Genomic DNA, 15,143 nt, shown 5'->3' with positions numbered 1-15,143 from the left:
CCACCCGGCTCATCCTCAATTCGGCTTCACTGTCCGGCGGCCCATGCCGCGTGATCGCGTGCCACCTTGGCGCCGCTGCTGTTGAACCAGCCATAGCCGTTGCGCCGCTCCAGGCTGATCGCGTTCACATCGTCATGAATGGTCAGGTCGCGGTCGCCGAAGATCGGCTGCCCGGTCTCGATGGAATAGAATCGCGCCCATAGCGGGGCTGCGGCCGCTTCCGGCACCAGCTGCCGTCCGCCGCTCTCGCTGACCCGGCGCCATGCCCTGTCGCTGATCGCATGATCGGCATACCAGCGCGCGCCCGCGTCCACCGCACGCGCGATGCGCGGGTCGGACCGGTCCTGCCGCATCAGGAAGGCCAGCACCGGGGCGCTTTCCCCGGTCGACAGGGCGATCATCTCGTAATTGCGCGCCGGGACCGGGCGGCGGGTCAGCGGGTCGTATTGCTGCGCCCAGATGGTCGGCTGCCCGTCGACCTCGACCTGCAGCTCCAGCAGCACATCGACCGCGCGCACGGCGGCCGCGGCGGCCTCTGCGCGCAGATCGGCGGAAACGAAGGCATAGGGTGCGCTGCCGCTGCCCACCTGCTGCAACAGCTCCGCCGTGCCGACCAGCATGTTGTCGTTCAGCGTCAGCGCATCGTGATACAGGCCCTGCAGCGGCCAGACCTGCGGCCAGCCGCCACCCGGCATTTCCGCCGCCAGCATGTAGCGCACGCCGCGTTCGAATGACTGGCGATAGGCGTCTCCCGTGGCGCCGGGCAGCTGTTCCTGCACCCGCGCTAGGAAGGCGAGTTCGCGAATGGTCGCGTCATTGTCCAGCGTGCCCACGAAGTTCCAGCCGCCGGCGCCATCCTGCGCGGCGTAGCGGCTGTCCTTGCCGATGCTGGGGGTGTAGCCCTGCCCGGGCGCACGCGGCGCGCCGGTGCGGTCCTGGTTCTTGCCCCAGCCGCCGGCCGGGGTCTGGAAGCTGACGATGTTGTCGGCGACCGAGCGCGCCTCTGCGCCGCCATACCATTCCGCGTCGCGATCCAGCGGCATGGTGGCGCTGCTGTTGCCTTCCGGCGGGGGCGCGGGCACGGACTGCCCGGCGGCGGCGAGAGCGTCCCGCTCCTGCGTCAGCACCGCCTTGTCTCGCGCCATCGCCGCTTCGGACCGGGCCAGCCAGGCCAGCCACACCTCCCGCTCCGGCCCGGCAGGTAGGGCAGTCGCGATATCCGCCGCCGTCAGGCCTTGCAGCGGCACGGTGGTGCCGATCACCTCCGCACCGGCGGTCATGGGGGTGGCGAGGGCCAGCAGCAGGGCGAGGGTGCGAGTATGGGTCATGGCAGTTCGTGTCCCGTTTTCCTGGGGTGTTCGGTTCAGCGCAGCGCGGCGAGGCCGGCGCGGATCCAGTCGGTGTCGCCTTTGAAGAAAGCCTCCAGCCGCCAGCGCTCGGCCTCCTCGGCGCTCAACTGATGCGACAATGGCTCGCGTGTTTCCGGGGAGGCACCGCGGCCGGTGGAGGCATGTTCGGCGTAGAAGGTGGTCGGCAGCTTGTTCGTGGTGCCCGGCGTCCATTCGCGCCAGCCGGCAGGGTGGACGTCCGCATCCATGTGGCTGTCGAGGAAGATCACCCGCGAATGATCGCGCCACGGGCGGCCCAGCCAGATCGGCCCGGCCGCTGGTTCGGCGGTGACGGTCGCCCGGTCGAACACATAGGCGCTGTCCTCGTCCGCCGCGTTGCGGCTTTGCGCGGTGATCATCACCTCGGCCCCGGCCAGGCCATGGATGCGGCAATTCTCCCAATAGGCGTTGGCGTTGCCGAAGATGAAGTCGACGTGTCCCTCGACATAGGAGTCGAAGAAATATTGCCGCCCCTTGTTGGCGTAGAGCGTGTCCTGATGCCCCAGCAGCCGCACGCGATACAGCACTGCGCGGTCGCCAGTCAGCAGCAGCGCGACCGCCTGCGATGGCGGATTGGCCGGGTCCAGCCACCAGTCGTTCTGGATCGTCAGGTTGCCGATGCGCAGGTCATCGCCGCTGGCGGTCAGCGTTCCCGACTTGCCGGTGCCGCCGGCGGTCATTGCGGAATCGTTGAACACCAGCACGGTGTCCTCGGGCCGCAGGCCCGTGCCGATCAGCGTGACGCCGGACTTGGCGACCGTCAGCTTCTCGCGCCAGACGCCCGGCGCGATGCGGATGATCCCGCCGCTGTCCGGCAAGGCGTCGATCGCCGCCTGTACGCTGCGCTGCGCGCCCGGCGCATCGGCGGACACCTGCACTTCTGGCGCCTCCTGCGCCAGTGCGGGCGCACCGCCCAGCAGCAGTACCCCGGCCAGTAGTGCGATCAACCTGTTCATCATGTCTGCTCCCCTGCCAGCCAGCGCACGGCATTGGCGTAAAGCCGCCGCTGCAGCGGCCCCACCATGTCAGGCAGGCGGTGCACCGCCACCCGCATGCCCTTAGTGTTTGCAATCAGCGTGGCCGCGCCGTTGAAGCGGTCGTGATCGCGGCTGTAGCCGGCGATGATCTCCAGCCCGTCCCCTGCGACCAGCAAGCCGTTGGATGGCTGGCCTTCCACCTGATGCAGCACGCTGGTGGCACAATCGGCGGGGATGCCGGCGAACAGGGGATGGCTGCGCAGGTAATTCCAGTTGCCCATCCACGGCGCGCGCAAGGTGCCGACCTGACCGTGATAGTCGAACAGGCCCAGCACCGCCAATTGCCGAGCCACGCCTTCGGCCAGACCATCTTCGGGTACCAGCGCGAACAGGGGCGTGCCGCCTCGCACGGCTTCCAGCACCGCCTCCGGGATTGCGCCGCGCGTCACCACGGCTTCCTCGCCCGGTGGCCGCGCCTCCAGCCCGGTCTGCTCGCCCACCTGCCGGCGGGTGATCTCCGCCGCGGTCAGGCCGGAGGCGATGATGCCGTCATAGGTGCCGCCAGCGCGGAACGGTTCAACCGTGACACCCGGCAATGTGGCAAGCTGCAGCTGCACCGATTGCGCCACGCCGGACAGCGCGATGCGCAAGGGGCGGGACGGCGGCAGGGCGGGTGGCACCACCAGCAGGTCGCGGGTGAACGTGGCATCGGGCGCGGACGAATGGGCAAAGCGCACCTGCCAGGTGCCCGGCCGGTCGAAGGCGGGCAGCGCCACCTTCTGGGCCACCAGTTGCGAGAACACGTCGCGCTGATACACCGGTACCGGCCAGCTGCCCACCGCCCGCTCCTGCCCGCCAGGCGCCACCACGCTCAGCGCCAGTTCGCCGGGCACGGGGCGGTTGGTGTCGTTGAACAGATACAGGTCCAGCTCCGCCGCCTCGCCCGGATCATAGACCAGCCGCCGCTGCTTGGCGCAGGGGCGCACCGGCAGCAGGCTGCGGCGGACGATCTCCGGATCCGCCTTGAAGCCGCGCAGATTGTCCACGATGCCAGAATGGTTCTCGATCGCGGTCGTCTCCCACCCACTGATCGCGGCGATGTCCACGCTGTCGCCGATCCGGATGTTCTCGTGGTAGTTCTCCCACGCATCATAGACCTTGCGGCCGACCGACAGGTAGAAGGCGTCGTCCGTCGGGAAGGCCTCGCGGAAGCCCCACTGGTCCAGGAAGGCGCCGGTGCGCTGCAGGATCGCCCGGTGATCCTCCAGGTCGTAGCTTGGCCCATGCGCCTCCAGCTCGCGCACCATGGCCGCATGGTTGTCGGCCACGGCGCAGCCCTGCATCTCGCCGAATTCGACGATGAACGGCTTGCCGGTCTGGCGGTGGATATACTCCTCCGGCCCCTGATAGAACCGGTCGTACCACTGGTCGCCCGCGCCCTGGTGATTGACCCACCAGCCGCCATGCTGCTCCACATCGGAGCGGTACAGGTGGTCGCTGTAGGGCAGCAGCATGGCCTGCGCCGCGCCGCGTTCCACGAAGCCGTCGTTCAGGATCACGCAGCGGCTGGGATCGGCGGCGTGGATCGCGCGCAGCACCCTCTCCACATCCGGGTTGGCGAGGTTGGCGCCGATCTCGTTCTGGAGCGTGTAGTGGACCAGGCTGGGCCGCGAGCGGAAGGTGCGCGCCATGGCGACGCATTTGGCCACCATGAAGTCCACGCTGAATCGGTCGGCGTAGGATAGCGTTTCGCCCGGCTTCAGGTCGCGCCCGACCGCGTGCCGTCCGCCGCCCGGCTCCATCACGCGCAGCAGGCCCATGCGGTCCTGCGCGGCGAACACCTCCTCCTTGCCGACGTTGCGGTGGAAGTGCAGGCAGTTGAGGCCCAGCGCCTTGGCCGCGGTGACCTCCCGCTCTGCCAGCTCGACCGTGGGCCACAGCCCGTTGAACCCCCAATAGCCCCACGAGATCGCGGAATAGAGCTTCACCCGCTCGCCATTCAGCCGCAGCATGGCATCGGTGCCCACGCCATCCACGCCCAGCCAGCGGAAGCCGAACTCGGCCAGCCGCTCGTCCCCGCCCCAGCCGAAGCACACGCGGTGCAGCACGGGATCGGCCAGCGACCACAGCTGCGCATCGGGCTTGCTGAGGCGGAACACCGCCGTCGCCACATTGCCGTTTAGCGTGAGTTCCTGCAGCTGCACCTCCGCCGGCAGTTCCGCCCCGGCGCTGTCCAGCAGTGTCAGCTTCGCCAGTTCGCCCAATGCGGCGATGTTCGCCGGCGGATTGGCGAAGGCGACCTGCATATGCCCGGTCACCACGCGCGGATCGGGCGTGTTCAGCACCCAGGCATCGGCGATATGCGAGTCCAGCGGGTGCACGCTCAGCGTCATGCCGCGGTCGATTCCGCCAAAGCCGTGGGAGGCGAACAGCTTGGCCGCGCCCCACATCATGGTGGTGGAATCCCGCCAATCGTACCGGCCGCCGGGATTGGTGATGCGGATCGCCAGCCGGTTCGCGGCGCCCGGGCGCATGGCGGCGGTCAGGTCGCAATGGATCGGCAGCTCGCTCATGATCGAATAGCCGACCAGCTGCTCGTTCAGGAACACCTCGGCCCGCAGCCGCGCGCCGCGGATATGCAGCAGCACGCGCTTGCCGGCGGCATCGGCGGGCACGTCAACGTCCCGCCACCACCATGACACGCCGCGATACGCACCGTTCTGCGGGACGGAATCATCCTCCGCATACCGGTACTCGTCCGCGGTATAGGGACGCAGGCCGTCGACGCCCCACATGTGCTCCTCCACCGTGGTGGGCAGCGCCACGGTCAGGGCTGCGGCCGATCCCAGCGCGCCCCAACCGCCGGTGGGCGCGTTGCGGGGCAGGGTGGCGAGGTCGACATCGTCGGGCAGCCACAGCTGGTCCTGCTCCCACTCGGCCTCCCGGTCGAGCCACAGGTTCCAGCCGGTATCCGGCACGCTGGCCAGCAGCGGCGCGGCGTGGGCGCTGGGGATGAAGGGCAGGCCGGTCGCGAGCGTGGCAGTGGCGCTCGCCGCGATGAAGCTGCGGCGCGACAGCGGCAGGGCGGTCATCGCGCCACACCGATCGTCGGTCGCAGATTCAGGTATACCGGTGTCATTCGGCTGTGAAAATCAGGCATCAACATCTCCCTGAAGTGCTTCTCTGACCGGAAGCCTTTGCGCCAACGTGCTGCCGCCGTTGATCCAATTTGTCATGACGCTAACATGGTGCCGTCTGCTTTGACACCGGGATCGCCTCACTTGCCGCTCCGTCGTGTTAGCGTTACCTTCTGCGCAGAACACGACAGCAGCGGGAAGAGGAACACCGGAATGGCACGGACACGAGCAGCACGTATCGGCGCGTGCGTCAGCCTTGGCGCGATGATCGCCGCCACCCTGCTGTCCCCTGCCAGCCAGGCGCAGGAACAGTCGACGGCGGCGCAAGCTGCCGCGGTGGATGCAGGCATCAGCAATGCTCAGGCGCAGGCGGCCGCCATCGTCGCGCAGATGAGCCTGGAAGAGAAGGCATCCCAGATCAAGGATGATTCCCCGGCGGTCGCGCGGCTGGGCATCCCCGGCTACAACTGGTGGAGCGAAGGGCTGCACGGTGTGGCCCGCGCGGGCGAGGCAACCGTGTTCCCGCAGGCCATCGGCATGGCCGCGACCTGGGACGTGCCGCTGATCCGGCGCACTGCGGACGTGATCGCCAGCGAGTTCCGCGCCAAGTACCTCGCTACGCGCAAGCCCGATGGCAGCTCCGCGCAATATCAGGGCCTCACCGTCTGGTCGCCCAACGTGAACATCTTCCGCGATCCGCGCTGGGGCCGTGGGCAGGAGACCTGGGGCGAGGATCCGTTCCTCACCAGCCGGTTCGGTGTGGCCTTCATCGAAGGGTTGCAGGGCGACGATCCGCAAGTGCTGAAGACCGTGGCCACGGTGAAGCATTTCGCGGTCCATTCCGGCCCGGAGGCGGACCGGCATCGGGACGATATTCACCCATCCGCCCATGACCTGGAGGATACCTACCTGCCGGCCTTCCGCGCCGCTGTGCAGGAAGCACGGGTCGAAGGGCTGATGTGCGCCTACAATGCGGTGGACGGCATACCGGCCTGCGCCTCGCCGATGCTGGAAGGGATCGTGCGCACCGACTGGGGATTCCGCGGCCACATCGTGTCCGATTGCGCGGCGATCGCCGACTTCTTCCTGGAAACCTCGCACCGCTGGCAGCCCGATCCGGAACACACCGTCGCCGCCGCCATCAATGCCGGCACCGACCTGTTCTGCCGCGAGTTCGGCCGTGACAAGAGCAGCGACCCTGCGATCATCGTGCGTGCGGTGCAGCAGGGGCTGCTGAGCGAAGCGGCGCTGGATCAGGCGGTCACCCGGCTGGTCGCCGCGCGCATCCGGCTGGGCCTGATCGGTGACGTGAGCGCGCAGCCTTATGCCAGCATCACCGCCGACCAGTTCGACACGCCCGAGAATGCCGCACTGGCGGCCGAGGTGGCGCGCGCGTCCATGGTGCTGCTGAAGAATGACGGCCTGCTGCCGCTGACGGCCGCGCCGCGGCGCATTGCGGTGGTCGGCCCCAATGCCGACAGCGTGGAAGCGCTGGTCGGCAATTACAACGGCACGCCGTCGCAGCCGGTCACCGTTCTGGCCGGCATTCGCGCGCGCTTCCCGGATGCGGAGGTCACCTATGTGGAGGGGACCGGCCTCACCGGGACGCCGCTGAAGGAGGTGGGTGGCGAGCCGCTGGGCGAGGTGCGGATGGAGGTGTTCGACAATCCCGACCTTGCCGGCACGCCGGTCGTGACCACGGAGGAGGCCGTGCGGTTCAGCTGGGGCCAGCCGGTGCGGGCGGACCGGGCCGGCTCCGTCCGGTGGAGCGGCACGATCACCGCGCCCACCAGCGGCCCCTACCAGTTCCAGCTGCGCAGCTTCGACGGCTACCGCATCCTGGTGGATGGGCAGGAGATCGTGAACGCCTGGGATGCGGGCGAGCCGGGCGACATCGTCTCGCAGGAGGCGCAGCTGACGGCCGGCACGCCGGTGCCCATCGTGGTGGAGGCGCGGCAGAGCGGCACACGCGGCGAGCAGGTCCTGCTGTGGAGTGCGGCCGAGACGCGCGGCGATGCGGCGTTGGCCGCCGCGCGCGATGCCGATCTGGTGGTCTATGTGGCCGGCCTGAACGCCAGGCTGGAAGGCGAGGAGATGCGCGTCAACGCGGCTGGTTTTGCCGGCGGCGACCGCACCAGCCTGGACCTGCCCGCACCGCAGCAGGAACTGCTGGAACAGCTGCATGCCGCCGGCAAGCCGGTGGTGCTGGTGCTGATGAACGGCAGCGGGCTGGCGGTGAACTGGGCCGATGCCAATGTGCCCGCGATCATCGAGGCATGGTATCCCGGTGGTCCCGGCGGGCGCGCGGTGGCGGACCTGATCGCGGGCGACTACAGCCCGTCCGGCCGGCTGCCGGTCACCTTCTACCGCTCCGCCGAGGAACTGCCGCCGTTCAAGGACTATGCGATGGCGAACCGCACCTACCGCTATTTCGATGGCGAGGTGCTGTACCCCTTCGGCCACGGCCTCAGCTATACCAGCTTCGCCTACCAGCCCGTCCGCCTGAGCCAGTCGCGGGTGGCGGCCGGTGCGCCGGTGCAGGCCAGTGTGCGGGTGCGCAACAACGGGATGCGGGACGGGGCCGAGGTGGTCCAGCTCTATGTCACGCATGATGCACCAGGCGCCCCGCGGCGTGCGCTGCGCGCCTTCCAGCGGGTGCAACTGGCCCGCGGAGAGGAGCGCGAGGTGACCTTCACCCTGGATGCCGAGGCGCTGAGCATGGTGGATGCGCAAGGCCGCCGGCTGGTGCCCGAGGGCACGATCGGGTTGTGGATCGGCGGCGGGCAGCCCGATGCCCGTGACAGCCTGCCCGCCGTGGCCGGCGTGGCTGCGCAGCTGCAGGTGACGGGAGAGCATGTGATCCGCTGACCGGTCAGGCGGGCCGCAGTTGAGGCCCGCGCAGCCGCACCACCTGCCCGGCGGCCAGGTCGACCTGACGCACGATGTCCCCGAAGCGCACGGTGCGGCGGCCGGGAACCGTGCTGCGCAGGGTAACACTGTCCGGCGTGCCATCGCGCCAGCTCAGGTCCACCGTGCAGGCACCGCGTGCGCGCAGGCCGCTGATGGAGCCGGTCGGCCAGACGTCCGGCAATGCCGGCAGCAGCAGGATATCGTCGCCCGCGCTGCTCAGCAGCATCTCGGCAATGGCCGCCGCGCCACCGAAATTGCCGTCGATCTGGAACGGCGGGTGCGCGTCAAACAGGTTGGGATAGGTGCGCTGCGGCCCGATCAGAAAACGCAGGATGTCGTGCGCGCGATTGCCGTCGCGCAGTCGCGCCCACAATGCGATGCGCCAGGCGGTGGCCCAGCCGGTCGCCTCGTCCCCGCGTATGTCCAGCGACCGCTTGGCCGCCCGGGCCAGTTCGGGCGTTGTCTCCAGGCTGATCTGGCGCGCGGGATAGACGGCGTATAGGTGGCTGACATGCCGGTGGTGCAGGTCCTGCGCCTGATCGTCCCAATCCTGCTGCCATTCCTGCAACTGCCCCTGCGCGCCGATCCTGAACGGCGGCAGGCGGTCGCGCAGGCTGCGGAATTGCGCCGCCAGCTCCGTATCCTGACCCAGGATGTCGGCCGCCTCCGCCACCTGCCAGAACAGGTCGCGCAGGATACCGGCATCCATCGCCGGGCCGGCGCACAGGGCGCTTTCCCCGCCATGCCGGTTCTCGGGCGAGGTGGTGGGAACGGTGACCATGTGACCGGTGCGCGGATCTTCCACCAAAGTGTCCACGAAGAACAGGGCCGCGCCCTGCATGATCGGGTAGACCGATTGCAGAAAGGCGCGGTCGCGGCTGTAATCGTAATGGTCCCACAGATGCGTGGTCAGCCAGGCCCCGCCCATTGGCCACATGCCGTAGCTGGGCGCGTCGATCGGCGCGGTGGCGCGCCACAGATCGGTGTTGTGATGGCATACCCAGCCCCGCGCGCCATACATGGTGCGCGCGGTGCGCGCGCCGGTGACCGCAAGGTCGCGCAGCATGGCCACCAGCGGTTCCACACATTCGGGCAGGTTGGTCGGTTCCGCCGGCCAGTAGTTCATCTCCGTATTGATGTTGATCGTGTACTTGCCACCCCAGGGCGGGCTGGTGCTGTCGTTCCAGATGCCTTGCAGGTTGGCCGGCTGGCTGCCCGGGCGCGAGCTGCCGATCAGCAGATAGCGGGCATAGTTGAAATACAGCGCGGCGAGCGAGGCATCATCGCCCGCTTCCCCCCGGCGCACCCGCTGGTCGGTCGGCAGGTCGGCATGGGGCGAGCGGCCAAGGTCGAGCGACACGCGGCGGAACAGCGCCCGGTGATCGGCGGTGCTGTCCTGCGCGATGCGCCGCCAGTCATGGGTACGCGCGCGGTCGATCTGCGAGGCGGTCAGGGCGTCCGGATCGCCAGACACGTCTTCGAAGCTCTTGTAGCTGGTCGCCATCGCCACCAGCACCGTCACCTCGTCCGCGCCGGTGACGATCAGCTGGTCGCCCTCTTGCCGCAGCGTGCCACCTTTGTGGCGCACCAGCGCGCGGGCGGCGAAGGTGAGGGCACCGTCGACGCCCTGCGCGCCATCATTCCTGCCAGACAGGACCAGCTCGCCCTTGCGCCCGGAGGACATGGCGGCGCCCTTCACCGGCGAGACAAAGGTCAGCGCCAGTGACACGCTGCCTGGCCGGTCGGCACTGATGCGGGTGGCGACCACCTGGTGCGGGGCGGAGGCGAGCACTTCCTGCCGGTGGACCACGCCGTCATCGCCGGTCCAGCGGGTGGTGGCGATCGCGCTGTCGAGGTCCAGCTCGCGACGATAGCCCGGCAGCGGCGCGGGCGCACTGGCCGGCGTCACCTCGCTGCTGATCGCGCGCGAGGCGCTGAACGGGGGCGGGCCCGGCGTGGCGCCCAGCCGGGTGAAGACCAGCCAGCCGATCGTGCTGTAATTCATCTGCTTCAGCGGGCGCGCCATCACCTTCTCGCTCAGCAGCGCCTCGGCTTCGGCAAACTTCTCGTCGAAGATCAGCTGGCGCACGGTCGGGAGTGCCTCACGCGCCTCGGGGCTGACGGGATCATACGGGCCGCCGGACCACATCGTGTCCTCGTTCAGCTGCAGATATTCGCGCGTCGTGCCGCCATGGACCATGGCGCCGATGCGCCCGGCACCGACCGGCAGCGCCTCCACCCAGCTGGCGGCGGGCTGCGCATACCACAGGACCGAGTCGCCGGCCGGCGGGCTATCCGCCGGGCGTTCGGCCCCGCCCGCTGCAGCCGCACCGGCGGCGGGGGCGAGTGCCAGGCCCGCGCCCATCACCGTCATGGCTTTGCGGCGGTCCAGTCGGGGGTGGAATCCTGTCATCGTCACGTCCTTCCGCTCACACGCCGGAACCGCAGGTTCACGGCGTCACTATGGCCTTGATCACGCCGGCGGCCGGATCCATCAGTTCGGCCATGTGCGCGGGCAGCTCGCTCATGGCTGCACTGTGGGTATCAGGCCCACGCGGCGGATCGCCAGCAGATACACGCCTGCATGGTCACGCCCTCCGCCTCGCATAAAATGCGAAAATGACGATGCAGATGAACGCGACCGTCGGCACCAGCATGGCGGTAGCGATGTCCGCCTGGTCCGATACCCAGCCCATCAGTGCGGTCAGCAGCGCGCCGCCGATGATTGCCATGATGATCAGCGATGCGCCCGCGCGCCTGAGCGGCCCAAGCCCCTCCACGCCCAGCGCGAAGATGGTGGGAAACTGGATCGACATGAAGAAGCTGGCGCCGACCAGCGCGTAGAGGCCGACTGCGCCGGGCGCCATGACCGCCACCAGCGTCAGGATGCAGGCCGCGCCCGCGCACACGGCCAGCAGCACCGCGGAGCGTGCCTGGCTCATCAGGCTGGAGCCGACGAAGCGCCCCGCCGCGAACAGCAGCAGCGACACGAACAGCGCGTCGGCGCCCGCCCGCTCCGTCATGCCCGGCACATTGGCTTGGGCATAGCGGATAGTGAAGCTCCAGATCCCGACCTGCGCGCCGACATACATCAGCTGCGCCGCGGCCGCCGCCACCAGCCGCGGTCGGCGGAAGGCTGCGGAGAGCCCGCGCAATCCGATGCCGTCCTGCGTGGCATTGCGCTCGCCCGCCGGGAAGCGGACCACCGCCGCCGCCAGGGCGAAGGCGAGCACGACCAGTCCGATGACCACATAAGGCGGCGCCACCGCGCGCACCTCCATCTGGTAATATGCCAGCTGGTCGGCGGCGGACATGGCGGCCAGCGCCGCCTCGTCATGCTCGATGCCGGACAGGATGAAGGTGCGTCCGATCCAGATGCCCGCCAGTGCGCCCAGCGGATTGGCCGCCTGCGCCCAGTTCAGCCGCTTGGCCGCGCCACCCGCGTCGCCCAACTCCGTCATCAGCGGATTGGCGGCGGTTTCGAGGAAGGCGAGCCCGCTGGCGATCACGAACAGTGCGAGGAGGAACAGCAGGTACTCGCTCAACATGGCCGCCGGGTAGAACAGGAGCGCGCCCGCGCCATACAGCAGCAGGCCCAGCACGATGGAGGCCTTGTACCCCTTCGCACCCATCAGCAGCGATGCCGGGATCGCGAACAGGAAGTAGCCGAGATAGAACACCTGCTGCACGAAGCTGGTGCCGAAATCCGACAGCACGAACGCCTTCCTGAACTGCGCGATCAGGATGTCGTTCAGATTGTTGGCCATGCCCCACAGGAAGAAGAGGCTGACCGTGATGATGAGCGCCGGCAGGTAGCGCCCCTGCCCCCCTGTCTGCGCAAGCGGGGCGGAGCGTTCGGGCGAGATCGGGGCCAAAGCCATCAGCCCAGCGCCCGGTCGAGATGGGTGTAGCCGCCATCGGGCACGATCCACTGCCCGGTCGTATGGCCGGACCGTTCGGACAGCAGGAACACGACCATGTCGGCGATCTCCCGGTCGGTGGTCATCCGCCCTCCCAGCGGGATGCGGGCGGTGATCTTCTCCAACTGTTCCTGCGGGTCGTCAAAGGTTTGCAGCCAGCGATCGTAGAGCGGCGTCATCACCTCCGCCGGCAGCACTGCGTTGACCCGCACGCCATCACCCGCCAGCGCCGCGGCCCATTCGCGGGTCAGCCCCAGCTGCGCGGCCTTGGCCGCGACATAGCCACTGGTGTTCCCCTGTCCGGTCAGCGCCGTCTTGGACGAGATGTTGACGATGGAGCCTGTCGCCGCGCGCAGATGTGGCAGGCAGTGATGCGCCATGGCGTAGTAGTGGCCCAGATTACGCCGGAGAGATTCGTTGAACGCCTCCAGCCCCGCCTCCATCCCCACGCCATCATTGACGCCGGCATTGTTGACCAGGCCGTGGATGCCACCGAACCGCTCCACCACCTGCGCCACTGCGGCGGCGCATTGCGCATCTTCGGACAGTTCGGTCTGCACGAACAGCATGTCCGGCCGCAGGGCACGGATGCGTTGCGCGAAGTCGGGGTCCAGCGGGCTGCGGCCCAGGATCACGGGGATGGCGCCTTCTTCGGCCAGCACGGTGGAAATGGCGCCGCCGATCCCCGCGCCGCCGCCGGTGACCAGCACCACCTTGCCTTCCAGTCCCAGCTTCATGCCACCAGCTCCGGCACGCGGAAGCGGTAGGTCTCGATCGAGTCCCGCTTCATCTCGATGGAGAAGCCCGGTGCCTCCGGCGGCCAGTAAGCCGCGTGGCGCACCTCGCAGGGCTCCACGAAATGTTCGTGCAGGTGGTCGACATATTCCACCACGCGGCCCGCCTTGCTGCCGGCGACCGCCACATAGTCGATCATGGCCAGGTGCTGCACATATTCGCACAGGCCCACGCCGCCCGCGTGGGGGCAGACGGGCAGGTCGTATTTGGCGGCCATCAGCAGGATGGCCAGCACCTCGTTCAGCCCGCCCACGCGGCAGGCATCGATCTGCACCACGTCGATCGCGCCGGCCATGATGAACTGTTTGAACATGATGCGGTTCTGGCACATCTCGCCCGTCGCGACCTGCACGGGCGCCACGCCATTGCGGATGGCACGGTGGCCCAGCACATCGTCGGGGCTGGTCGGCTCCTCGATGAACCAGGGCCGCGCAAATGCGAGCTGGTTGACCCACTCGATCGCTTCCGAAACCTCCCAGTTCTGGTTGGCGTCGATCATCAGCGTCACGTCCGGGCCGATCACCTCGCGCACCAGGCCCACGCGGCGGACATCCTCCGCCAGGTCGCGCCCGACCTTCAGCTTGATATGGCGGTAGCCGTCAGCCAGCGCCTCCTCCGTCAACCGCACCAGCTTCTCGTCCGAATAGCCGAGCCAGCCGGCCGAGGTGGTGTAGCAGGGGTAGCCTTCCGCCATCAGCGTGGCGATCCGCTCCGCCTTGCCGCTCTCCCGTTCCCGCAGCAGCGCCAGCGCCTCGTCCGGCGTGATGCAGTCGGTCAGGTAGCGGAAGTCGATGCAACGCACGATTTCTTCCGGCGACATTTCCGCCACCAGCCGCCACACCGGCTTGCCGGCATGCCGCGCCCACAGATCCCACACCGCATTGACCACCGCGCCGGTGGCCAGGTGCATCGCGCCCTTGTCCGGCCCGATCCAGCGCAGCTGGCTGTCGCCGGTCAGGTGCCGCCAGAAGCGGGCGGGATCGTCGCGGATCCAGTCGAGCTCCAGCCCGATCACCAGATGGCGCATCGCGTCGATCGCGGCGATGCAGATGTCGTTGCCGCGCCCGATGGTGAAGGTCAGGCCATACCCCTCCAGCCCGGGCGTGTCCGTTTCCAGCACCACATAGGCGGCGGAATAGTCGGGATCGGGGTTCATCGCGTCCGACCCGTCCAGCGACAGGCTGGTGGGGAAGCGGACGTCCGCGGTGCGCAGGCCGGTGATACGCGTCACAGGACGGACCACCCGCCGTCGATCACCGCGACCGTGCCGGTGGTAAAGGCGCTTTCGTCGCCCGCCAGATGCACCGCCAGCGCGGCGATCTCCTCCGGCCGGCCGAGCCGCCCGACCGGCTGGCGCGCGGCAAAGGCGGCCAGCGTCCGTTCCACCGGCTCGCCATTGCGCGCCGCCTGCTCGCTGACCCGCTGCAACAGCGACGGGGTTTCCACCGTGCCGGGGCAGATCGCGTTGCAGCGGATGCCTTGCGCCACGAAGTCCGCCGCGACCGCCTTGGTCAGGCCGACCACCGCCCCCTTGGTCGCGCCATAGGCGAAACGGTTGGGTACCCCGATGATGGAAGACGCGACGGAGGCGATGTTGACGATCGAGCCGCCGCCCGCATCCACCATGCCGGGCAGGAATGCGCGGATCAGGCGGAACATGGCGGTGGCGTTCAGCGCGACCGCGGCATCCCAGTCATCGTCGGTGCAGTCCAGCGCGGTGCCGGCATGGACCACGCCCGCGGCATTCACCAGCACGTCCACCGGGCCGATGGTGCCGGGCAGGGCGGCAATCCCCGCGCCATCGGTCAGGTCCAGCGTGACCGTATTCGCCTGACCCGCCAGCGTGTCCGCGTCGCGATCCAGCCGCCACACGCGGGCGCCCTCCGCCACAAAGGCATCGGCGATGGCCAGGCCGATCCCCTGTCCGGCGGCTGTCACCAGTGCCGTCTTTCCGGCAAGCCTGCTCGTCACTCTTTCACTCTCCGGTTCTGTTATCAGAAACACTTATCAAGGTTT

Annotated in this window: 9 protein-coding genes; 1 reads left to right on the top strand and 8 read right to left on the bottom strand. The window is 68.8% G+C overall.

The features are described from left to right. Positions 1-26: 26 nt before the first annotated feature. Genes pelA through D5S08_RS03650 form a run of 3 tightly spaced genes read right to left on the bottom strand, consistent with a single transcriptional unit; the run spans position 27 to position 5,457 of the window. Positions 27-1,328: a pectate lyase gene (gene pelA / locus D5S08_RS03660; protein ID WP_241557205.1), complete on the bottom strand. Its 1,302-nt coding sequence runs from the start codon at positions 1,326-1,328 to the stop codon at positions 27-29. A gap of 35 nt (positions 1,329-1,363) precedes the next feature. After that, positions 1,364-2,347, bottom strand: coding sequence for a pectinesterase family protein (locus tag D5S08_RS03655; protein ID WP_175578864.1), 984 nt, complete (start codon positions 2,345-2,347; stop codon positions 1,364-1,366). Continuing rightward, entirely contained in the window at positions 2,344-5,457 is a 3,114-nt protein-coding gene (locus D5S08_RS03650; protein ID WP_121115669.1) for a glycoside hydrolase family 2 protein, read from the bottom strand. The genes D5S08_RS03655 and D5S08_RS03650 overlap by 4 nt, the downstream gene beginning before the upstream one ends. 258 nt (positions 5,458-5,715) lie before the next feature. On the opposite strand from D5S08_RS03650, the gene D5S08_RS03645 reads away from it, so the two are divergent. After that, positions 5,716-8,370, top strand: coding sequence for a glycoside hydrolase family 3 C-terminal domain-containing protein (locus tag D5S08_RS03645; protein WP_206610277.1), 2,655 nt, complete (start codon positions 5,716-5,718; stop codon positions 8,368-8,370). A gap of 4 nt (positions 8,371-8,374) precedes the next feature. On the opposite strand, the gene D5S08_RS03640 is transcribed toward D5S08_RS03645, so the two are convergent. From D5S08_RS03640 to D5S08_RS03620, 5 genes are all read right to left on the bottom strand, one after another. Continuing rightward, positions 8,375-10,825: a glycoside hydrolase family 95 protein gene (locus D5S08_RS03640; protein ID WP_121115665.1), complete on the bottom strand. Its 2,451-nt coding sequence runs from the start codon at positions 10,823-10,825 to the stop codon at positions 8,375-8,377. Positions 10,826-11,000: 175 nt separating this feature from the next. Next, positions 11,001-12,293, bottom strand: coding sequence for an L-fucose:H+ symporter permease (gene fucP, locus D5S08_RS03635; protein WP_121115663.1), 1,293 nt, complete (start codon positions 12,291-12,293; stop codon positions 11,001-11,003). After that, positions 12,293-13,069, bottom strand: coding sequence for an L-fucose dehydrogenase (locus tag D5S08_RS03630; RefSeq protein ID WP_121115661.1), 777 nt, complete (start codon positions 13,067-13,069; stop codon positions 12,293-12,295). Before D5S08_RS03630 ends, fucP begins: the two co-directional genes overlap by 1 nt. Further along, complete coding sequence (locus D5S08_RS03625; protein WP_121116194.1) at positions 13,066-14,358, bottom strand: L-fuconate dehydratase; 1,293 nt, start codon at positions 14,356-14,358, stop codon at positions 13,066-13,068. Before D5S08_RS03625 ends, D5S08_RS03630 begins: the two co-directional genes overlap by 4 nt. Further along, positions 14,355-15,065: an SDR family oxidoreductase gene (locus tag D5S08_RS03620; protein ID WP_241557204.1), complete on the bottom strand. Its 711-nt coding sequence runs from the start codon at positions 15,063-15,065 to the stop codon at positions 14,355-14,357. The genes D5S08_RS03625 and D5S08_RS03620 overlap by 4 nt, the downstream gene beginning before the upstream one ends. Between the last annotated feature and the right edge of the window lie 78 nt (positions 15,066-15,143).

Origin of the sequence: Croceibacterium ferulae (genome assembly GCF_003660445.1) — a bacterium.
GTDB lineage: Bacteria > Pseudomonadota > Alphaproteobacteria > Sphingomonadales > Sphingomonadaceae > Croceibacterium > Croceibacterium ferulae.
This window is presented reverse-complemented; position numbering and strand designations above follow the sequence as displayed.